Here is a 21756-nt window from a genome sequence, read left to right as displayed (position 1 = left end):
CCGCGGATTGAGCACGTCGTGTCGGGATGATGCTGGTCATGGACCGTCCCGACAGGCTCACCCCGGTGCGCGCCCAACCGTGGACGTCTAACGGCTCTGAGCATGGGTCTGGACCCATACGCATCAGCCGAGCTGCGCGTCGGCCTTCTGGTACGCGGCTTCGACGATTTGCTGCACCTCGGCGTCCTTTGGCACGTCGAACGAGTACGCGGCGCCAACGAGCACCGTGACGCCGTATCCGTCGCCAGCGATCATGCATGTCGTTCCCGCGACCGTGGTGGCCCCGCGCGCTTCGAATCCGCCGCAGTACGTGGCGGAGCCCCACGAGCCGAGATCCTTCACCGTGGTGACAATGGTTTCCTCGGCACCATCGATGGTGAAGGTGCTCCCCTCGGTCGGGCACCCCCGCACAGCATCAGTGATCGCTTGCACATGCTCGGCTGCGTCCGGGTCCGCAAACGTACCGACGTTGAGGTACGCGCCGGTGGACTCTCGAGTCCAGTCGCGACCGCTCTGTGCAGTGTTCTCGAGATCCTCGCCAAGTAGATCGGAGAAGTCGGCGCCACAGGCGCCGGGCCCTTCCGCATCGGTCGACGTCGCACCGTCACTGGTGGAGTCGCTGCTGGGTTTTTCGGCCCAGCCGCCAACCGGTAATTCCGTTGTGTTCAGCACCGCCCCAGACAGCACGTCCTCCGTCAGACCGGCAGGTGCGGACGGTGTTGCAGTCGCCGTCTTTGCTCCCTCGCCCCGGTCAGTGTCGGCGTTGCCGCTCGAGGCGCATCCGGTGAGTGCGCATCCCACCGTGATGGTGATGGCGGCTCCGATGGCCCACGTTCGCTGCTTGATATCCCCCATGGGCCCATCCTGCCATCCCGACGGAAACCGGGACAGGCTGCACAGCCCGAGCAATTCGCATGTGCGAAGCGGCTACCGCAGCCGTCAACCCGGCCGATAGGCCGGTGCGGGGGTTGGAAATGCTGATCGTGTTCGCGGTGCTGGTGGCCATTGCGGTTGTTGGGTGGCGCAGTTCTTCGCGCGCGCTACCGCCATACGCGTCGGGAGCCGGCACGCTCGTGCCTTGCTCCGAACCGGTCTCGTGGCCGGAACGTGTACTGCCAGAACCCGACGCCACATGGCGGGTACTGCAGCATCCACCATGACCAGCACAGCCGTGACAACGGCATGGTCATCTCCGCAAGCCTCTTCGCTGCGATCGTCGTCGCCGTCAGCATCTGGCTTCAAGCCCAGCAGTAGGCACCTCCCGAGCGGCGCCAACGTGGTGCCGCTCGCATCGTCACCCCATCGGAAGGCGCACCCGTGACACTTGAAGTGATTCCCTGGCTGTCACTCGCTACCGCCGTGATGTCAGCCGTGGCGGCGATCGCGAGCGTGTCGATCGCGTCGGGGAGCCGCTACACCGGCAGCGTCATGGCCAGCTTCAACACGCTTTCCACCGATGCTGCTCGCGCCGACCGCGCCACGATCGTGGACGCAACCGCCGCGCGACGGATCAGCCGACGCAAGCGGCGGGCCGTGACCGCGGCATACGCCCACCAGGTCGAACGCCTCGCGCAGCTCACCGTCGTGGTGGACGGTATCAAGGGCAACGGGTGGGTCACCGCTCAGGCCCCAGTGCTGTACATCGAGGTGTCGAAAGTTGTCCGCGAGTTGAACGCTGTCCAGGACCGCCACAAGGTGAGGGCCCCGCAAGCCGACGTCCGCCGCGCTAACGAGCTCCTCAAGTCGCTCCCGCCCGTGAAGAACTCCTGGAGCCGCACGGTTGCGAAAGCGCCAAAGGGCCGAGTTCACGCATAACCGGGCGCTGCCTGAACCGGCGCCGCGGACGTCGTCAAATCAAAGAGGCCTTATCGCTCAGCTGCTGCTGTCGCAGTACGACCACTCGTCCCGGTCGAGCACCACGGTGCGGCCGTCGACGCGGAGGTAGAGGCCCTTCGGTGACCAGCCGGTCGGGATGCCGGCGATGGTTTCGGACTCCCACCCCTCGCGGCCACGCCACCACCGAACGAACTCCGCCGGCTGTCGCATCGCGAATCCCTTCGCACGCTCGTTGATCACCGCTCCTCCCCCATGACGCGCTCCGTAGCGGCCTGGTGGCGGTACAGCGTCGCGCGTGACCATCCGACGAGGTTCGCAGCGTCCGCCGCGGTATGGCCGGCAGCGCGAGCCTCGTTCACGATCGCGAGCTTTCGGCCAATCACCGCCGGATCCGGCGGCGGCCGGCCAAACCGAGTCCCGGACTCCCGCGCTGCAGCGATGCCGGCGGTGACGCGCTCGACGATGAGCTCGCGTTCGTACTCCGCCAACGTCGCCATCAGGTTCAACATCAGCCGACCCGTCGACGTCGCCGGATCAATCCCATCCGACACACTCCGAACACCGATCCCCCGCTCCCCCAACATCGCCACCGTGCTCAACACATCAACGAGCGACCGCCCGAGCCGGTCCACTCGCCATACCACCACCGTGTCCCCGCTGGTCGCGTGCTCGAGCAGCCGCCCCATGCCGGGACGAGCCGCGGCCTCCTTCCGGCCCGAAGTGACGTCGGCGAAGATGTCCCGCTCCTGCACCCCCGCCGCCACCAATGCATCAACCTGCAGTTGCGCATCCTGTGCACCAGTACTGATACGCGTATACCCGAGAAGCCTCACCCCGCAAGTGTCTCAGAAAACCCCTCCACCGCCGCGAAACACCCCGATCATGTCGAGACGACTTTCCGAGACACAGTGACCCCGCTTGGATGCTGATCTCGCCGATGTGGCGATCTGTCTCACGCCCGCGTCTCGAAAAACTATAGTTTCCCGAGACGTTAGGGTCTGTAGCGTTTGACGCCCCAGCACCGGGCAGTTTTGCGGGGCAGTCATACGGCAATACCCCCGATCAGGCAGCAGTAGACAACGGGACCCTCCCAAGGTGACAGCTGTCGTGTAGCGGTGAACGACCGGCTATCGGACGCGCTGAGGTCCGCTTGATCGGCGGCGACGGCGGACCCAGAGCGCGAGGAACACGACCTCCATCGCTGCCAGTGGGAGCAAGGACCAAACGGCCCATGTCGCGCCCACCAGGATTGCGACCAACGCCGCCACACTTAGAACTGCGGCGATGATGACACCGCCGCCCACGAAGCCCCGCTTCATCGCATCGACTTCTTGTTCAGTGACCATCGCCGGACCTCCGAAACCGCGTCTTTGGCGTGGTGTCGATCATCGGCGGTACCGCGCAGGGGACCGGCGGCCGCCGGATCAGGCGCCGAGACCATTCAGGATCGCCGGAAAGTTCGTTGACGTACTGGGCGTCACAAGCGTCGTCACGGCGATTTCTTCGGGGCGATGCTGATCCTCGGCGCGCGACTCGCTCCGTCAGCGCTCCGGCTGATCCTTCACGCAACGGCTGCTGGACCAGCCCGGTCACGAGCTCTCGCAGCCTGGAGCGCCGTCGGCGCCGCAGCCGGCGCAACCGGGTTCCTTACCGGTGGACTGCTCACTACAGTGCTCGGCTGGCCGTCGGTGTTCTGGGTCAACGCACCGGTCGCTGCGCTCCTATTCGTCGGAGTGGCCCTCGTCGTGCGGGAGGAACCGGAGCCGCATCGGGCCGAACGGCTCGATGCCCTCGGCGCAGTCCTCCTCGTCGCCGCCGCGATGCCGGTCATCGCAGGCACGACCCTGCTCGAGGCACAGGCCACGCAGCCGCAGGGTGTTGGACTGATCCTCCTCAGTCTGGTGATCGCTGGGTTGTTGGCCTGGCGGCTCCGCCGCGCACGTGCACCGCTCGTGCCGCGGGATGCGTTCCGCGACACCAACCTCCGACGTGGGTCGGTGCAGTCATTCCTCAACACCGCGACCACCAGCTCATCGTCGGTGCTGGCAACACTCGTGCTCCAGGACCGCCTCGGGATACCAGCACTGCTGTCCGGGCTGGTCCTCATGGCATTCAGCCTCGCCGTCATCGTCGGATCCGTCGCAACCGGCCAAATCGCTCCCCGACTCGGACCAGACCGGTTGGCCGCAGTGGGGGCTGCAACCATCGCATGCGGTAACGCGGTCCTCGCTGTTCTAGGCCACTCGTGGCCGTGGATCGCGGCCGGCGTCGCCGTGATCGGCCTTGGCCTTGCAGCGGCTTCGGTCGCAGCGACCGGCCTGGGTATCAGCGTCCCGGCAGCCTTGGCCGGCAGCGCAGCAGGCATCGTGAACACCGGAGCGCAGCTCGGCACAGCGATCGGGACCGCCCTCATCATCCTCATCGCAACCGCATCGACCCCATCGGTCGGATGGGCGGTCGCCGCAGGAATCGCACTCATCTGCGCAGGGTGGTCCCGCCTCCGCCGCCAATCCGCCGCCACAACCTGACGACCCGCACCGACATGTCCGGTCACCGATCGGCTACTGAGACGGTCAGTACCTTGCCTGGACTGGCCAGTCGTGGCAGGTTTTGCCTGCTGACTCATCGACAGCACGTTTGAGAACCTTCGCCCCTTGCGGTGAATCAGAGCACCTTGCAACAAGCGGCGCTCACGCCTCAATCGCTCAACCTGCACGACCGGTCCGAGGCGGTCACTCGCGACTTGAACAAGTAGACAATAACCGTTGCGCAAGAACAGTTGAGCAACTACGTTACTTGCATGGCCTCTCGCGACACGCTCCGTTCGACCCTCACCGACGCCGCTTCGATGCGGGTGCTGGCCCACCCGACGCGCCTGCGCCTTCTCGGATTGCTGCGCGAGCGAGGTCCCCAGACTGCGGCGCAGCTCGGCGACGTCGTAGATGAGGCCCCGGGCACGGTCAGCTACCACCTATCCAAGCTCGCCACGAGCGACCTCATCCACGCGGCCGAGCCGCAAAGCGCCGACCGGCGTGAGCGCTGGTGGCAGGCCGCAGCACCCCTCACTTCGTGGGAGCCGGCCGACCTGCTCGACGACCCAGCTCGCCTCAGCGCATCGGCCGCCCTCGAGAAGTCGATTGTCCAGGCGAACGCCGCGCGCTACCTCCAGTACGTCGACGCCAGACCGGCCCTGCCGCGGGAGTGGGTCACGGCAGCGGCTGGCGGCGACCGTGCGATCCGCCTCACCGTGACGGAGCTTGCCGCCCTGCGCGCCGAACTCGAGTCCGTCGTAGACCGCTGGGTAGATGTCGGCGCCGCGCACAGCCCCGACGCCGACGACGGGGCCGAGACGGTCGTCCTCGCCTATCACGCCTACCGGCACCCAGGTGGCGCGGGCGCGTGACTAAGAACACCCCGCCCACTGAGACGCCCGCTCCCGACGAGCGCCCCGCGCACGTTCACGCCGCGCAGAGCGACGCATCCGACAAGGGTGGCGACGGCAAAGCCGGTACGTCGAGTCGCGCGGCCCGCGCAGCCCTCGTCGCCCTCGTCGCCGCTCACGCGGTCTCGCAGACGGGCAACGTGGTCACGGCCTTCGCGGTCCCCTTCTACGTCCTCGCGCTCGGCGGCTCCGGCGTCGAGATCGGCGTCGCCGCGGCGTTCGCGACCGCGCCGGTGATCATCGGCGGCCCACTCGGCGGGGTCGTCGTCGACCGGGTCGGCCACCGTCGCGCCGCAATCGTGGCGGACGTCGTGAGCGGTGCCTCCGTCCTCGCGATGCCGGTGTTGGCGCTGACGATCGGTCTGCCGTTCTGGGCGTTGCTGGCGCTGGTCTTCGTGGGAGGCCTCCTCGACACCCCAGGGCAGACCGCTCGCCGCGTGATGCTGCCGGGCCTGACCGAGCGGGCGGGTGTCCGCATCGAGCGCAGTGTCGGCCTCCTCGACGGGTCCGAGCGCTTCGCGAAGCTGGTCGGCGCTTCCCTGGCGGGCCTCCTCGTGGCGGCCGTCGGCCCGATCGCGTCACTGTTCGTCAACGCTGCGACCTTCGTGGTGTCGGCGGTACTGACATGGGCGCTCGTCCCTCGCGATGCGAAGGCAGCAAAAGCAGACACGGGGATCGGGGGCGCGCGGCGCGCGTCCTTCTGGGGCGACCTCGCAGAGGGTGCTCGTTTCGTCGTGCGGGACCCGCTGATGCGGCTGCTGGTCGGGCTGGTGCTCATCACGAACCTCCTCGACGCCGCTCGCGGATCGACCCTGCTTCCCCTCTACGCCAACGACCGTCTCGGAGGCGCGGCAGCGCTGGGGCTGCTCGTCGCGACCATGGGTGGTTGTGCTCTCCTCGGCAACGTCGCCTTCGGTTTCGTCGCCCACCGGGTGCCGCGGCGGGTGACGTTTGCGGTGTGCTTCACACTCGCCGGCGGGCCGTCCAGTCTGGCGTTCGCGCTCGGGGCGCCGTTGCCCGTGCTCGTCGCAGCGACCGCGCTGGCAGGGCTCGCCGCGGGATCGCTCAACCCGATCCTCGCGACAGTCGAACTCGAGCGGGTGCCCGAGCACATGCGCGGCCGCGTCTTCGGCCTCATCAACGCGGGAGCGTGGGCTGGCGTCCCGTTCGGCGCCCTGCTCGGAGGGCTCGCCGCCGACACGATCGGACTCGCTTTCGCATTCGGCATCGTCGCGGCGGCTTACGTACTGACGACTCTCACACCGCTGACAGGCGGGTCGTGGCGATTGATGGAGAGGGGCAACTCAGCGCACCACGGCAGAAACGATCGTTCCTGACGTGTCCGGTGACCGATCGGCTATCGAGATGGTGCTTGGCCGGACATGGTTGTGTCCGGCCAAGCCTCACTCACGCGTCGATGTCGGTTAGCTCCGCAACTTGCACTCGTTGCGGCAGGCCTCGTACCGCTTCGCGCCAAGCCCATGCGGCAGTGAGGAACACACCTGTGGCGATGAGCCACAGCAGCCACGGCGTCCGCGAGTCCAACAGTCCGAGAGTGAGCGGGAACAGTGCCATACCGATCGAGCTCGCGGTCTGGAACACCCCGATCGCTCGGCCCCGGATGCGCGGGTGAGGGGATTCGGCCATGACCGCGTTGGCCGCGGGCAGGTAAATCATGTCCGCCGCGGCCAGCAAGACCGCGACCACGACGACGTAGGACCATGCGGCCAGCCCGTGCAGTGAAGGAAGGACGATCAGCGGCGCTGCCGTCGCAGCGGTCAAGACCGCACCGAGTGCGATGAGCGTCCCACGCTGCCGCCCAGCAATCCACCTGGTGACGGAGGTCTGGAGCAGTGCACACAGGCCGGTTGCGATAGCGAACTGAACGGGTGCGACCGCTGGGGACATGCCCCAGCGGTCGACGAACAGGACGCTGAACGCGACGTTCGGCAGCACCATGGCGGGACCAATCAGGAACTGCCCGAGCGTGATGAGTCGCATCGACCGGTCAGCGACGAAGGCGCGAAGGGATCCGGAACCGTCGACCTCGCCTGCATTGGTCGGTACCGCTGTTTGCGCGGATCGGTGCCCGGTGCGTTGCGTTGCGAACACGATGGCCGCTGCCACGCTGGTGACGACGTTGGCGAGAACGAGCCACCGCAACCCGTCCTGGTGACCGTTCGCGAGGGTGATTGCGGCGACGATCGCGCCAGTGCCGAGTGCTGCGGCTTTCGTCGCTTCGAGGAACGCGAACCACCGCTCGAATGGGCGGCCTTCTGCGAGGTCGTGGACGTAGGCAGTCCACGACGTCCAATAGAGCCGCTCGGACCCGTTGGCGAGGAAGATCGCTGCGAAGATCATCACCGGGTCGTGGGCGAACAGATAGAGCGTGAAGCCCGCTGCTGAGAGGAGGTTGTTGAGGATCATCGATGCCTTCGCACCGAACCGGTCGGTGAGGACGCCGCCGACGAGTCCGATCGGGAGGGCGACGAGTGATGCGACGGTGGAGAGGACACCGATCACCGCCAGTGGCACGTCGGTGGTGATGGTGAAGTAGACGATTGTCAGCGGCAGCGTGAGGCCGGCGCCGATGGTGTCGGTCAGGACTGCGAACGTGACGAAGCGGTGTTCGCGCAGGCTCACGAGTGAGGCCCGAAGCCGGGCAGGGGTGAAGAGCATGGATGTGATCCCGTGGAGTCGTCGCGCCGCCGCCAGGCGACGGCGCGGGCATGCAGAAGCACGCGAGCAGAATGCTCGCGGCGAGGAGAGGCCGACCGTGCTGGTCAGCTCAGTACTGCGTTGCCATGACTCCGGGAGAGATCGGACGCGGTCCGACAAGCTCGGGCGCAGGCTTCGTGGGGAACAGTCCACAAGGGGCGCAAAACGGCATCGTTGCCACCCTTCCCCATCGTCGGACCAGTTGCTCGAACGCTAGCAGCGTTCACGTTGACAGATCAACGTTTCCGTCTCGGTAACCGATCGGCTAACGAGACAGCCGGCCCGTGGAGCAGGATGTGCTTCGATACCCCGATGAAGCTCCACGTTGAGGTGCATGGCCAGGGGGACCGCACGGCGGTGCTGCTGCACGGGATGATTGGTTCTCGCGAGAGCTGGTGGCGAGTGGTGCCGCTGCTGGTCGCGAGCGGCTATCGCGTCTCAGTGGTCGATCTTCCGGGCCACGGACTGTCACCGCGCGACGACACCATGACGGTAGATCGGGCCGCCCGATCGATCGCGGAGTCCGTTGCCGACGAATGCGGACCGACGCCTGACCTCGTGATGGGCCATTCGTACGGTGCGATGCTCCTCGCCGCGGCTGTGGACGCCGGGCTGCTGGCCCCGGCGCTCTCGGTCTACATTGATGCTCCCTTCACGTCGCGCGGCGGCTGGGACCGCACCGAACTCACCGCCGAGTACGAGCAGGACAAACGAGCGCGCACGTACGACGGGCTTCGAGCATCGCGGCCGTTCTACAGCGACCAGGACTGCGTTGTCGAGGCTCGTGCAGCGGACCACTTCGATCCGGCCACGGCGGCGTCGCCGGCAACGGGCCCTGGGGTGTCCTTCGAGCCGGAGCCCGGATCGATCATCGTGCGAGCGAAGCCGAGCCTGTACGTCGATGACGTGACAGCGGCGCACCACGAGAGCCGGGGCGTGATCGTCCGGGACGTCCCCGGAGCAGCCCACTCCGTCTGGTACAGCCACTTTGACAAGTTCGTTGGCGCGCTGCCCGAGGTGTTCCAGTAAGCCATCGATCACTGGACAGCAGTCTGGACGCGCTCAGACCCGTCGGAACAGTTGCTGCTTACTTAGACCCATCCGAGCAGTTAGGGAGTGCCGCGATATCGGTGCACTCGTACTCTGTCCAACTGCCCTGGCCGTAGGTGTCGTATGCAGCGGTCGAAGCGACAGTGGCGCCCGAGCCCGCCGTCGTGACGAAGGAGGGGACCGGATCACCCTCGGTCGTTCGCTGGATCCATGTGAGCATGCCGACGTCGCCTGCTCTGCTTGCATCCATGAGGCACTTCAGGTTTTTCTTGGGAAGCGTTCGCTGGTGTCCTAGCTCCACGCTGCCGCAATTGGTGCCAGTCGGCGAGCTCACCCATCCAGGTGCGTCTGCGAGTTCACGAGCCGACGCAATGGGGTCTCCGGGAGACCCAGCGCACGCTGAGAGCAGCGGGAGCGCAGCCAGCACGATTCCCGCGGCGGCAACGCTGAGAGTCTTCTTCATGGGACGAGCATCGCCTACTCGCGCCGCTCGCTTGGTCACAGTCGAGCAACAGTCAAGCCTGCGGCATCGACGCAAGGCAACCGTTCGACAAGGCCACTGTCACTCACTCGTATCACCCGTGTACCGATAGCGGATCCCTCCGCGGGACGCAGCCACGCCGTCCGCGCTCGGCGCGCTGACCGGCTCGTTACTCAGAGGCTTGGGCGTTCCGTCGTCACTTGCTGGCTTCGTCGATCAGCGTCGTCAACACACTGCGGTTGATTGGTCCGAGGATGCGGGCGCTCACTCGGCCCTCCTCGTCGAGAACGATGGTCGCCGGCGTCGAGTTGGGTGCGTTCGTACCGGAGAACGCGAGCTGCACGGCCGCGTCCTCATCGACGGCGTTGCTGTACGAGACGTCGTGCTCCTTCACGAAAGCACGCGCGGTCGCTGCCGAGTCCCGGACATCGACGCCGAGGAAGGTCGCCTGCGCGTGCCGATCATCGCTGACGGCTTGGAGATCCTTCGCCTCGATCCGGCAGGGCGCGCACGACGCGTACCAGAAGTTGAGGACGAGCGCCTTGCCGCGGTACTCGTCGGCGCGGATGACCTTGCCGTCGAGGTCGTGCGTTTCGAAAGTGACCGGAGCACCACGATCGTCTGCGGCGTACTCCGTGACAGCACCGTCGCCCGAGATGTAGTTCTTCGTGTCACCGTCCCGGTACTGCTCGGCGAGTCCGTCGTTGCCGGTCGTACAGCCCGTGAGCGTCACGGCGACGCCGACCAACAGCGCAACACCCCAGACTCGAAGCACCCTCATGACGCCAGGGTACGCAACCTTGCGGGCAGAAGCGTGCCGCCCTCCCTCACCTCACGACGGGCCAAGGCCATCACGCAGCGAGCAGACGGAGAGGCTGTCGGACACTAGGCACCCGGGGCATGGGCCGTTGTGCGGTCGGGCAGCGTCCTTCGTTATGACCGTGATCTTCAATCTGACCGGAGTGTGTGACTCGGGCGTTCCGTCAACGATCCGGACAGTGGTGACTTCTCCGTGCCCGAGACCAATGGCGGGCAACAGCACAGCGTTTCGACACTGTCCGACCGCCGACCGCCGACCGTCGACCGTCGACCGTCGACCGCACCACGGCAACATCATCGGGTGGATCGTCCGCGTCCAAAGCTGATATGTACCTCGTCCGCGGCAACGCTGCCGTCCGGAAGCCGATCGGCGACCGGACAGCGCTCAGGTCGATGGAGCGGCGTCGGGGCCGATCGCGGTCACTGTCCCGATGAATCGAGCCGGTTCCTCGTCATCAGTGAAGGTCACGGGAGTGAGCTCGGAAACCGGAATCAGCCCACTCGCTCCTTCATCTGTCCTGAACCACACCGCGGGAACGGGGTCGCGGCCCTCCTCTGCTGCCAGCATCGCAGCGGCTGCGAGCTGTGGCCAATGCGCCTCCTGCTCCGCGGAGACTCCCATCGCTACCGTCTGAATCGTCAACACACGCACTCGTTCATAGTGCGCCGGAACATGCTCGAGCGCGTCCCGTATGCCGATCGGCTACCGAGACGGGATCACGACACGACTTTGAGAACGACGATCGTCATCAGAGCTGCAGTGCTCGTGTCATCTCGAGCAGCCGCAGTGTGCATACGGGCAGCCCTACGGTCCTCCGGTTGTCGTCACCGCTTACCAGCCTGGGCCGCCGCGCGGGTTGAGCATCACCAGCATGATCCTCGGCTTGGTGTCCATCGTCGCGGGCTTCACACTGGTCGTTCCGCTGGTCGGGCTCATCCTCGGCTTCGTCGGCATCCGGAGAGAGCCCGCCGGCCGCGGCATGGCGATCACCGGTCTCATCCTGAACGGCATCATCATCGCCGGCTGGGTGATCCTCTTCCTGATCATGCTCCTTGCCGGCATCGGCCTATTCGGCACCGCCGCAAGCAGCAGCTCCAGCGGCTACTAAGCGTTTCCGCGCCAACACGCGCCGTCGCGTACCGTTGTTCGTCGGGTTACACGAGCTGCACTACTCCCGCTGCTCGCTTTCGCTCGCCAAGTGGCCTCGTCGTTCAGGAGTGACAGTAGAACCCCCCCACCGAACTCGACCGCGTACTTGCCCTTGTCGAGGTACTCGGACTGCAGGTACGCGGCCCACGCCTGGGCGCCCTCGTCCGGTGATGCGCTAGCGATGGCATGGGCGGTCTACAGGACGATGTCGAACATCTGGAAGGGTCCGACCCGTGCGCCGGTACCGATCCGCCAGGTCGTGTCCACGGTCTCTGGGTCTGATGTGACCCCAAGCCAATTCGCTTACGACCGCCCTCTCCCACTCTGAAGTAAACCGCTACGCCACATCACCACTTCAAAAACTAGAAATAATATAAATGCGACGAAGTATAACCCAGTACGTTGCCCGTCAGGCAGGTTCACATTTAACGAGATGACTATTGCGCCAATTAAGAAAGCGAGAAAAACGATTGCGGAGGTGATTGCCCACCCGATCGATACTCGTTTGCGGACTGCCGTGGCCCGAAGGCCCGCATTCCCGGCGATGATCAGCACAAATCCGAACAGCATCACTACGCGCCAGATTCCGTTGGGGTTCTCCGCGGCAATACCGCCGACTAGCACGCCGACTGCGCCAATGGAGAGCCCCACAAAGCTTGCGATCGATTTAACCAATTACGGCACCGCCCAACCGTGGATGGTTCACCAGAGCACACCCCGAGGACGAGCGTCGTTCGGAGGCACAGGCCGGTCCTTCACCAAGTAGAAGATCACGCAGCCGGCTCCGTACGAAAGCCCTCCGATGTAACCGTAGACGCCTCCAATTCCACTTAACCCGGCGACCCCCAGGTTGACAAAAGGCCCACACACCACGTCATATACTTCGGCGGGAGTGGCAAGACCGGTCGAGTCTTGCGCATTGACCGGGTCCCCTCCAACATATGCATACCGGTTGGCGTTGCTCGGGCTGAGGGGTGCGTCGAGGGTGTCGCGTTCGATCCACGCTCCCGTGGTGCTGGACTGCCACCGGTACCCGAACTTCGTCAGACCGTTGTCGGTGCTGGACGAGCGGAGACCAGCCTTAAATCCGTACGGGTTCTGCTGCCACTGCGCACTGTCACCGCCGGCCTTCACGGTTTCGACGCCGTAGGGGTCGTAGGCGACGGTGTACGCGGTCTTGCCGGTGTCCGCGATCGCGGCGGCCGGATTTCCGGTGCCGTCGATGACCCACATGCTCGTGGTGCCGTCCGTGGTCTGCAGGTCCAGGGGCTGCCCCGCGGACGGGTCGGAGATGACCGATGCGGTCCCGGTGCCAGCGATATTGCGGCTGGTCACCACGGGGACACCGTTGGAGTCGGACGTGCCATACGTGTAACCGTATTCCGCTCCCCCGTCCGTGGACTGCCAGAGCAGCTTGTTCATGTCCCCACCGGCGTACTCGTAGCTCGTCGTGACGCCATCCTTCGTGGACGCAGTCATCTGCTGCGCACCGTTGTACGTGAACGTCTGGCCCGGCGCCGTGGTGAGGTTGCCGACCTTGTCGTACGCGTACCCGTCAGACGTGATCTGCCCGACCGTGTTGTACGTCAGCGTCTGCGAACTCGTGACATCCCCGGTCCGCTTGGCGGTGAGCCGGTTCCCGGCCACGTCGTATGTGTACGCCCACGTGACGTTCGTCGCCCCGCCGGCTTGTGCGGCCTTGGTGAGGCGGCTGTTGGAGTCGTACCTGTACATGGTCGTCTGCTGGGTGATGTTGTCCTTGACCCACTGGATCTTGTCCGTCGCGTTGGCGCTCTTCACCGCCGAGCAGTCGCCACCGGCGTCGATCCCGGTGATGTAGCAGTACGTCAAGCTCACCACGGGCTTCGACGGGTCGTCAGCGTTCACAGCCCGAACACCGGTGACGTGGTTCGACGCGCCGTAGGTGATCGTCTGGTGCGCCTGCCACGACGTCGGGTCCTTGGTCGGGTCCGTGTTCTCCACAGCACCGAGCCAGGTATCGGTGCGGCGGCCGTGGTCGTCGTTCTTGTAGACCTGCTTCGCCGTGCCGCCGTTGGCGGTCGGGTACGTGGTGCGAGTCAGGACGTTGGCGACGTCGTAGTCATGGGTGACGGTGCCGTGGCCGTCGGTGACCTTGGCTGTGTTGCCGGCGAGGTCGTAGCCGTAGGTCACCTGCCCGCCGCCGGCGGTGTTGACCGTGGAGGTAAGCCGGTTCCGCTGGTCGTACGTGTTGGTGATGGTGCCGGTCGCGGACTGCCCGGTGAGCTGGTTGCCGTTGCCGTCGTACGTGTTCGTCACCGTCGCGGTGCCGTCATCGAACGCGGTCGTCAGGAGCCGGTCGTCGTTGTCGTACGTGTACGTCGTGACACCGCCACCACCGTCGGTGTGGTTCTTCACGCGGCCGAAGTCGTCGTACGAGTACTTCTGCACCCCCACCGTGTTCGCCGGCGCCGTGATCGACCCGAGCTGGTTGTTCGTGTCGTACGCGTACACCGTCCCGGCGGTGTTCCCCGGGGCGACCGCGGTCTTCACCGCACCCCAGGCGTACTTGTCGCCCTTGTCCTTGTCGTTGTAGGTCAGGGTCGCGGTTGCTGCTTCGGGACCGGTGCCGGTGCCGGTGGAGGACTGGTTGCCGGGCCCGTCGTAGCCGTACTTCGAGTCATTTCCGGAGCTGTCCTTCGTTGCTGATGGCAGGTACGCTGTCGGCGCCGCGTTGCCGTACGTCGCAGTGCTCGTGCTGCCAGAGGCGGACTGCGACTGGGTCAGGGACTGCCCGCTGTTCCCGTCGAACTTGTTGTTCGTCGTCGACGCGGTCGTACCCGCGCCGACCGTCGAGCTCTCGACACCATTGTTGGTCGACTTGTACGTCCGGGACTGCTCACGCTTCGCCGCGTCTACGGCCTTCGTGACGAGGTCGTTGCCGTCGACGGTGTAGGTCGTGTGCGCTGCGTCCGCGACCGCCTGGGACTGGTTCGACCGCGGGTCCGCGACCAGCGTCGACGTGTCCGATGCGTAGGAGAACCGCGTCACCGCAGTGCCCGGGGAGCCGGTCGTGGTGTTGCGCTGTTCGACCTTCGTGACCCGGTCGGACGAGTCGTACGTGAACGCCGTCACACCACCCTCGGGCGCCGTGATCGTGGTGAGGTCCCCGCTGGTGTACCCGAACGTGGTCTTCTTCCCGAGCGCGTCCGTGTACGTGGTGATGTCTCCGGTGCTGTTCTTCGTCCACGACACGCTCCGCTTGCTCGAGCCGGAGGTCTGCGAGAACGTCTGCACCCCGTTCGCGTACGACGAGTTCGCCGTCCGCGCCCCCGCCACACCGGCGGTCGAGACGAGTGACTTCAGGGTGAAGCCGGGCTCGTCGGAGTTGAAGCTGATCTGGTTCTTGTTCCGGTCCACGATCGACGTGGGCTGGCCAGCGAGGTTGAAGTGCGTCGTCGAGTTCGACGTCCACCCCTTCAGTGTGTACTCGTGCGTCGTGGAGTTGTCGACGCGGGTCAGGGTCTGCTGCAGACCGGCCGGGCTGATGAACGCACCCTGCGCCCCCGACGGCCGGAACTGCCACGCCGTACCGACAGCGTCCGTGTAGATGACGCCCTGTGCGTTAGCGGTGAGATCCCCCGCGCCGGCGAGGGCGTACTGCCACCGGTTCGCGTCCATCGTGTTTGCATCCCCGACGGTGGTGCTGCGCGAGTTGTACGCGGCGCCGATCGTGGTGTTCTGCGTCACACCCGGCAGGCTCATCGCTGTCGTGGTGACCAGCAGGTTCCCGGTCCCGACATCGACCGAGGCGTTGGTCTGGTCCGTGATCGGGAACGGCAGCGTCGTCGCCGACGTCCGCTCACCGGTGCGGTTCGTGTTGCCAGGGCCACCAGGGAGCGAGTTGTACGCACCCTGCAGGTCGACGAGGTAGTCCATCGCCCCCTTGCCCATGTTCTTGATGCGGATCTTCCCGTTCGCACCCACCGGCGCGACCACGGTGTTCGTCATCTTCGACGTCCGGTCGGAGCTGATCGCGGACGACTCCGGCTCAGCCGCACCATCGGCCCACATCTTCGCGTACGAGTCAGCACCACTGTCGTTCACCGCGGTGAACGTCACCGCGGCAGCCGACAAGCCGCCCTCGACCGTCGGAGCTCCCTGGACACCGCCGACCTGCACCGTGAACGATGCACCCGAAGCGATGCTCCCACCGTTGCGGGTGTCGATGAGTCGACCGTTCAGCGGGGTGAAGCCGCCACCCGGGTTCGACTTCAGGAAGTAGCCCTGGATGTCGACGACGAGGTCGATCTTCCCGCCACCCTCAGCGGTGTCGATGCTGAACTTCCCATCGGCGTTCAACGCGACCTGCGCGTTCATCGCGGTCGACTGGCCCTCGACTGAGTTGTAGTTCAGGACACCCGTGCTGCGAGTCTCACCGGTCGGGGTGGGACGGACGTAACCGGCCTTGGCCTCGCGGTTGATCACGATGATGTTCACCGCGACCGCCGCCGCACCCGCCGGAATGCCGTTCGAGCCCGTTGCCTGGATGGTGCGCTGCGAACCTGCTGGGATCTGCCCCTGCGCGGCACCGATGCCGCCACGGGAATCGAGGACACGGGACGGTGACATCGCGACGAACCCACCGGCAGACACGCCGTTCTTGGTCGACGTGTAGTAGCCGGTGATGTCGATGACGACCTTCGACTGCGCCGTCTCGGTCCGCACCTGGATCGTGCCGTCATCCGCGACCGCGAGCAGTCCCGTGTTCGACGTGTTCCCGCCGACACCAGAGTTGTAGATCATCATCAGCGTCGTCGTGTCGTCATCGTCGGCGCGCATCTGCAACTGCCCAGACCCCGACGGGTCAGCAATCGTGACCATCATCGTCACCGCGCCGATACCCGACGACGGCAGTCCGGCTACTCCGGCGACCTTCACCGTGCGGAACACGCCCTTCTCGGTCGCACCGCCCAGCACGCGGGCGTTGGAGGGCATCGGCACGTACTGCCCGCCCGTACCGGTCACCACAGCCTGCGCCGGTGCCGGCTGCGACACCACCACCAGCAACGAACCCAGCAGCGCGACCAACGTCACCACCGCCAGCAGAACTCCACGAACACGACCAGACAACGACGCAGCGAACACGCGAAAAGAACCCCTCAGCACGTCGCACCAGCGCACAGCCCCCATGGCTGCACTGTGCAACTCCGCAGAACGTTACGGAGCATCGCTCACCACCGCACCCCCACATGTGGGGGTCGAAACGACGAGCGTCGCACCGATAAGGCCGGAACCTTCCCGTGTCTACGTAGACGAAGGGACCACTCAGTACAGCGCCGCGATCCCCCGCAGATCCCCGAGCCCGAGCGTCCGCTGCGCCGTGTCGCACACGGTCGACGACGGCTTCATCACGAGCCCCGACTTCTGCGCTGTGTGCCCGAGCCCGTACGAGTGCCCCCACTCGTGCGTCGCGATGCCGCGCAGGTCGAACCGGTTGCCCGAGCAGGTGCTGGTCGATCCCCACCGGTGGCTCGTCGAGTACCGCTGGTCGGTCTCGAATGCGTCCCCGCCCGTGAAGGACCAGATGCACGTCAGCGCCAGGGTCTTCGACGGCAGCTTGCCCCACCCGACGACGCTCGTCCGGTTCGAGGTCCCGCAGCCACCATCGGCGGTGACCGCAGCCTGCTGCTTCGCGGTGCCGAGGTACTCCTGTGCCGCCGTCGACTGGACTTTCTCACCGCACGCCGTGATCGTGCCGGTCCATGCCTCGGCACCGCGCTGGATCGCTGCGACCTTCGACACCTTCGCCCCGGTCGGGTTGTACCGCCACCGGATCGGCGACTCCCAGTGCGCGCCGGTCAGCACGTACGCCTTGCTCCCGCAGCTCGCGGACGTCGTGGCGCCGCCGTTCGAGGCAGTCCCGCGGATCGTCGCCCCGAGTGTTCGCCGTTGCTTCGCTGCGCGTTCCTGCCGGACGGCGGTGGGCGATCCGGCCCACACCTCGTCGACCTGCACGGCGACGCCCGCGGCACCACGGTTCGCGATCACAACGTCGCCGGGGTCGGTGTCCCCTTCGGCGACCGGGGCAGCGGTGAGCGTGACGCCGGCTGCGGGTATCGCGAAGGTCCGGCCGTCCTCGAGCGCGACCACGCCGGAGGTGACGCGACACCCGGACGCCAGGTCGTGGATCGAGATGCTGCTCCTCTGGCAGCTTGGCGCTCCCGCGATTCCCGGTGCGGCGACGACCGCCGTCAGGGCGAGCCCGAGTACGACCGCGGCTGCGGCCTTCGACGACGTGCGCACTACGCCCTCCTTGATCACACCGCACCCGAACCACGGTGGCGGACGGCTGCATCAGTGTCCGGGGGCGCGGGAGGGCCGACAAGCCCCCAGAACGGCCGCGGTGCGCAGAGCGGACCGGGTAGCGTGCCGCCATGCACTGGGGCGACACCGGACTCGACGACCACCAGATCGCGTTCGTGCTCCGCACGCTCCCCGACGCGGTCTTCGTGGCGGACGACTCGTGGGGCCTCCTCGACACGAGGGTCCTGCGCGTCGTCGACGGCGACGACAGCTACACCGTGAAGGCGTCCGGCCGGGACAACACCCACTTCCCCCGGGAACTCGAGGCGCACCGGACCGTGACCGACGCCCTGCGCGCTGCCGGGGACGCCGGTGCCCTCGTGGCCGCGGACGAACAGCACCGGGTCCTCATCCTCGAGCGCGTCCCTGGTCACCTCGCGCTCGGCACCGTGGACGAGCACGCCCCCGACGTCCACCGGCAGGCTGGCGCGGTCCTCCGGCGTCTGCACGACCACGGCACCCGGCACGACCCGACGTTCCTGCTGCACGAACAGGCGAAGGCCCTCCGCGCGCTCGATGCCCCGCACCGGATCTCGGCAGACGTCGTCGCCCGGATCCGCGCGGCGCTCGAGATGCTCCCCACCGGCCACCCGGACGAGCCCCTGGTCCCGACCCACGGCGACTTCCACCCGCGCAACTGGATCGTCGACGACGAAGACGACTGCCACGGACGGTTCCGCGTCATCGACTTCGGCCGCTTCGGCTGGCGCCCGGCATCGTTCGACCTCACCCGCCTCGCGGTGCTGCACTGGCAGGACGATCCGGCCCTCGAAGCGGCGTTCTTCGACGGCTACGGCGACGATCCGCGCGAGTCGGACGCCTGGCGCTGGCTGCAACTCCGCGAGGCCGTCGGCACCGCGACCTGGGCCTACGCCGTCGGCGACGAGGGCTTCGAGGCGCAGGGCCACGACATGCTCCGGGGTGCCCTCGCCGCCTTCTGACGGTCAGGAACGAGCCCAGCTCACGGCACCCGCACGAACCGCGGCGCCCCGCGATCCCGCAGCCGGAACCCGAGGTGCTGGTACAGCCCGATCGCCCCGGTGTTCCCGGCGGCCGCGTGCATGAGCGGGGTCTCGCCTCGCTCCCGGATCCCGTGCGCGACGGCGAGCACCAACCGGCGCCCGAACCCCTGCCCCCGGTACGCCTCGTCCGTGCACACCGCGCTGATCTCGGTCCACCCCGGCGGGTGCAACCGCTCCCCCGCCATGGCGACGAGCCGCCCGTCCCGCCGGATGCCCAGGTACGTGCCGAGCTCGATCGTGCGCGGCAGGAACGGCCCGGGTTTCGTCCGCTCCACCAGGGCGGTCATCTCCGGCACGTCGTCGGGCGTCAGCACGACGGCTTCGTCGTCCGGCGCACCCTCGATCGCCTCACCGGTGAGCTGCACGCCGCCGGCACCCTCGACGAGCTCCCACCCCTCGGGCAGGACGGCAGCCGCACCGACGCCCAGCATCCCGCCCGACCCGAGCAGCGCCCGGACATCCTCCCAGTCCTGCGCGGTGGGTCGCTCGGGGATCCCCGTCCACACCGACACGTCGGTCTGGTACCGGACGACCTCGCCACGCCGCTCGGCGAACCGTGCGTGGTGGCTGTTCAGCGCGACCATCGCGGGTGCGTCGAGCACGCGCGTCGGGGTGCCGTCGTCGGCGATGGTCAGGTCGAGCGTCCGGAGTGCTTCGCCGCGGGCATCACCACCACGGAACCCGAGGTCCTCGATCCGCCGACGATCGCCGTCCGCCCACCCGGCGGTGTCCGCGACGACCCCGGAGGCGTACTGGTTCGTGGCACGGTGGACGACCTGCTCGACCTCCGCTGCCGAGGTCACGAGGACCTCTCCGGGTCGGATCAGGTCAGTCGTCGTCATCCCACCATTCTCCGACGCGGCGAGCGCCGCCGACGCATCGTTGCACCCGGTGACGCCGTGCTGCGGCTCGCACGGTGCGAGGGGCTCACGGCGCGTGCGAGCCGCCTCACCCCAAGCGCGCCGCCACGAACTCCACCATCCGCCGCACCAGCAGCGCCCGCGACGACGCCCGCCGGTACTCGTGCCCTTCACCCGCGAGCTCGAGGTACTCGACGTCGTGCGACCGCTCCCGCAGCGCCGCGACCACCTGGTGCGCCTCGCCGATGGGGACGTTCGTGTCGAGCTCACCGTGCACGACGAGCAAGGGCGCCGTGACGTCGTCGATCGCCCGCATCGGCGACAGGGCCGCGAGCAGCGCTTCGTCGTCGACGGGGTGCCCGTACTTCGTCGCAGCGGCAGAGGCGATCCACGGTTCGGTGTCCCGGTAGAACGTCGCGAAGTCGCTCATCCCGCACACCGCGACCCCGGCCGCGAACACGTCCGGGGTGAACGCCAGGGATGCGAGGGTCGCGTACCCGCCGTAGGAGCGGCCCTCGACGGCCACCCGGGAGCGGTCGGCGTACCCGTTCGACACCAGGAACCGTGCGCAGTCGACGACGTCGGCGAGCGCGTTCCAGCGCAGGGCCAGGTCGTCGGCGTGCACGAACTCGTGTCCGTACCCGGACGAACCGCGGATGTTCGGGGCGAGGACGGTCACGCCCGCTGCGGCGAGCGCCTGGTGCTGGGGCGAGAACGTGGGTCGTTCCTGCGACTCCGGTCCGCCGTGCAGGTGGACGAGCGCTGCGCGCGGGCCGGGAGGCACGGCAGCAGCAGCACGAGCGCCGACGGCTGACGACGTGGCCGGCTCCACCGCCCGGTACAGCCAGCCGGTCAGCTCCAGTCCGTCACGCGCGGCGAACCGCTCGAGCGTCGGCTCGACCAGCTGCACATCGGGCAGCGTGGGGACGTCGGTGACCCGGCTCCAGGTGAGCGCGTTCGTGTCGAGCCGCCAGAGTTCCCGCGGTCGCGTGGGTCCCTCGACGGCGAGCAGGACGCTCCGGCCGTCACGGCTGAGCACCGGGTCGGTGACGACGTACCCGGGCAGGTCGGGCACGGGGGTGCGCGAGGCGTCGTGGGTGTTGATGAGGTCGAGTTCGCTGCGCCCGTCGACGTTCCAGACGAGCAGCAGCGTGCGGCCGGCGTCGTCGGCGTCGAGGTACTCGAGTTCAGCGTCGGCGCGCTCGATGATCCGTCGGGGCGTGCCGCGCCAGCCGTGTGGTCCGACCGGCTGGGCGACGAGTCCGCGGCGGGGCAGTCCGGCCTCGGTGGCGACGTAGGCGACGAGGGGGCTGGTCTCGCTCGCGGGCGAGGGCCGCAGGAACGCGATCTCCGCGGACCCGTCGGGGTCGTCGGCGAACAGGGCGTGGCTCTCGTCGGTCAGCCGGTCGACCACGACGACGAACTCCTGGCCGCGCTGCCCGTCACTGAGCACGACGAGGCGTTCCTCCACCGACAGGTCGAGGATGTGGATGAGTTCGCCGACGGCCAGGTCGTCGCGGTCGCCGGACACCGGGTCGACCAGGTACGAGCGGGCCGGCTGGTCGGCTTCGGTCGAGGGCAGCGTGATGACGACCCGGTGCCCGCTGCGGCTCCACGGGCCGAGTTCGGCGTGCTGGTACCGCGAACCGGCGATCTGCGCGGCGTCGGTGCCGTCGGGCCGGACCACCCAGACCTGCTGCTTCACGCCACCGTCGGTCGCGATCGCCACGGCGAGCCACTCCCCGTCGGACGACCACGACACCCGGATCACGGGGTCGTCGGACAGCGCGATCCGGACCGGTTCGGGCAGTTCGCCGTCGACGACGACGTCCTGCACGAACACCTCGGGGGTGCCGTGCCGGTCGGACACGAACGCCACGCGCCGGGCGTTCCGGGTCATGGTGGGGCCCCACGACCCCCAGGCGGCGGCGAGCCGCTCACCCAGGTCGGCCGCGGCCCTGGTCGTGACCGAGGGACGGACGTCGACCGACGACGCGACGCTCGCCGAGCCTCCAGTCCGGATCGAACCCACG

Annotated in this window: 17 protein-coding genes and 1 pseudogene; 7 read left to right on the top strand and 11 right to left on the bottom strand. The window is 67.5% G+C overall.

Going from position 1 to position 21756, the window contains the following annotated elements; all coding sequences use genetic code 11:
• Positions 1-123 precede the first annotated feature (123 nt).
• Positions 124-855, bottom strand: coding sequence for a hypothetical protein (locus ITJ69_RS10325; protein WP_159573912.1), 732 nt, complete (start codon positions 853-855; stop codon positions 124-126).
• Between the two features lie 462 nt (positions 856-1317).
• On the opposite strand from ITJ69_RS10325, the gene ITJ69_RS10320 reads away from it, so the two are divergent.
• Entirely contained in the window at positions 1318-1815 is a 498-nt protein-coding gene (locus ITJ69_RS10320) for a hypothetical protein (protein WP_159573913.1), read from the top strand.
• Positions 1816-1872: 57 nt separating this feature from the next.
• Here ITJ69_RS10320 and ITJ69_RS10315 read toward each other — a convergent pair whose 3' ends face one another.
• Both ITJ69_RS10315 and ITJ69_RS10310 read right to left on the bottom strand, forming a co-directional pair.
• Complete coding sequence (locus ITJ69_RS10315; protein ID WP_159573914.1) at positions 1873-2046, bottom strand: hypothetical protein; 174 nt, start codon at positions 2044-2046, stop codon at positions 1873-1875.
• Between the two features lie 26 nt (positions 2047-2072).
• The gene (locus ITJ69_RS10310) at positions 2073-2669 is read right to left on the bottom strand and encodes a recombinase family protein (protein WP_159573915.1); all 597 of its coding nucleotides are present in this window, start codon (positions 2667-2669) and stop codon (positions 2073-2075) included.
• A gap of 678 nt (positions 2670-3347) precedes the next feature.
• On the opposite strand from ITJ69_RS10310, the gene ITJ69_RS10305 reads away from it, so the two are divergent.
• The 3 genes from ITJ69_RS10305 to ITJ69_RS10295 all read left to right on the top strand — a co-directional run bounded on the left by ITJ69_RS10305 (position 3348) and on the right by ITJ69_RS10295 (position 6615).
• Positions 3348-4364 (top strand): MFS transporter, encoded by a 1017-nt coding sequence (locus ITJ69_RS10305; protein WP_194672715.1) that lies wholly within the window; start codon positions 3348-3350, stop codon positions 4362-4364.
• Positions 4365-4636: 272 nt separating this feature from the next.
• Positions 4637-5239, top strand: a complete 603-nt coding sequence (locus ITJ69_RS10300) for a helix-turn-helix domain-containing protein (RefSeq protein ID WP_194672714.1) — start codon at positions 4637-4639, stop codon at positions 5237-5239.
• The gene (locus tag ITJ69_RS10295; RefSeq protein ID WP_159574174.1) at positions 5236-6615 is read left to right on the top strand and encodes an MFS transporter; all 1380 of its coding nucleotides are present in this window, start codon (positions 5236-5238) and stop codon (positions 6613-6615) included. The genes ITJ69_RS10300 and ITJ69_RS10295 overlap by 4 nt, the downstream gene beginning before the upstream one ends.
• Before the next feature lie 70 nt (positions 6616-6685).
• Here ITJ69_RS10295 and ITJ69_RS10290 read toward each other — a convergent pair whose 3' ends face one another.
• Positions 6686-7957, bottom strand: a complete 1272-nt coding sequence (locus ITJ69_RS10290) for an MFS transporter (protein ID WP_159574175.1) — start codon at positions 7955-7957, stop codon at positions 6686-6688.
• 351 nt (positions 7958-8308) lie between these two features.
• On the opposite strand from ITJ69_RS10290, the gene ITJ69_RS10285 reads away from it, so the two are divergent.
• Complete coding sequence (locus ITJ69_RS10285; protein WP_159574176.1) at positions 8309-9025, top strand: alpha/beta fold hydrolase; 717 nt, start codon at positions 8309-8311, stop codon at positions 9023-9025.
• Between the two features lie 58 nt (positions 9026-9083).
• Here the strand turns inward: ITJ69_RS10285 and ITJ69_RS10280 are convergent, their stop codons facing one another.
• Positions 9084-9509 (bottom strand): hypothetical protein, encoded by a 426-nt coding sequence (locus ITJ69_RS10280; protein WP_159574177.1) that lies wholly within the window; start codon positions 9507-9509, stop codon positions 9084-9086.
• A 214-nt stretch (positions 9510-9723) separates the two neighbouring features.
• Positions 9724-10308, bottom strand: coding sequence for a TlpA family protein disulfide reductase (locus ITJ69_RS10275; RefSeq protein WP_159574178.1), 585 nt, complete (start codon positions 10306-10308; stop codon positions 9724-9726).
• Between the two features lie 895 nt (positions 10309-11203).
• Between ITJ69_RS10275 and ITJ69_RS10270 the strand changes: the two genes are divergently transcribed.
• On the top strand, positions 11204-11455 hold the full coding sequence (locus ITJ69_RS10270; protein WP_416354931.1) for a DUF4190 domain-containing protein: 252 nt from the start codon (positions 11204-11206) through the stop codon (positions 11453-11455).
• Positions 11456-11691: 236 nt separating this feature from the next.
• Here the strand turns inward: ITJ69_RS10270 and ITJ69_RS21090 are convergent.
• The 3 genes and pseudogenes from ITJ69_RS21090 to ITJ69_RS20955 all read right to left on the bottom strand — a co-directional run.
• Positions 11692-11766: pseudogene (locus tag ITJ69_RS21090) on the bottom strand (hypothetical protein); the annotation flags it as partial.
• 432 nt (positions 11767-12198) lie between these two features.
• A complete protein-coding gene (locus tag ITJ69_RS10260) occupies positions 12199-16566 on the bottom strand; it encodes an RHS repeat-associated core domain-containing protein (protein ID WP_228505336.1) in 4368 nt (1455 codons plus the stop codon).
• 237 nt (positions 16567-16803) lie between these two features.
• The gene (locus ITJ69_RS20955) at positions 16804-17781 is read right to left on the bottom strand and encodes a matrixin family metalloprotease (RefSeq protein ID WP_159572968.1); all 978 of its coding nucleotides are present in this window, start codon (positions 17779-17781) and stop codon (positions 16804-16806) included.
• 131 nt (positions 17782-17912) lie between these two features.
• Here ITJ69_RS20955 and ITJ69_RS10250 point away from each other — a divergent pair, with 131 nt between their 5' ends.
• On the top strand, positions 17913-18782 hold the full coding sequence (locus tag ITJ69_RS10250; RefSeq protein ID WP_194672712.1) for a phosphotransferase enzyme family protein: 870 nt from the start codon (positions 17913-17915) through the stop codon (positions 18780-18782).
• Positions 18783-18802: 20 nt separating this feature from the next.
• On the opposite strand, the gene ITJ69_RS10245 is transcribed toward ITJ69_RS10250, so the two are convergent.
• Both ITJ69_RS10245 and ITJ69_RS10240 read right to left on the bottom strand, forming a co-directional pair.
• Complete coding sequence (locus tag ITJ69_RS10245; protein ID WP_194672711.1) at positions 18803-19705, bottom strand: GNAT family N-acetyltransferase; 903 nt, start codon at positions 19703-19705, stop codon at positions 18803-18805.
• Between the two features lie 106 nt (positions 19706-19811).
• Entirely contained in the window at positions 19812-21755 is a 1944-nt protein-coding gene (locus tag ITJ69_RS10240) for a S9 family peptidase (protein ID WP_323743082.1), read from the bottom strand.
• Position 21756 lies beyond the last annotated feature (1 nt).

It is taken from the genome of Curtobacterium sp. VKM Ac-2887, from assembly GCF_015350935.1.
Classification (GTDB): domain Bacteria; phylum Actinomycetota; class Actinomycetes; order Actinomycetales; family Microbacteriaceae; genus Curtobacterium.
The sequence above is the reverse complement of the archived record's forward strand: the minus strand, read 5'-3'. Positions and strand labels throughout refer to the sequence as shown.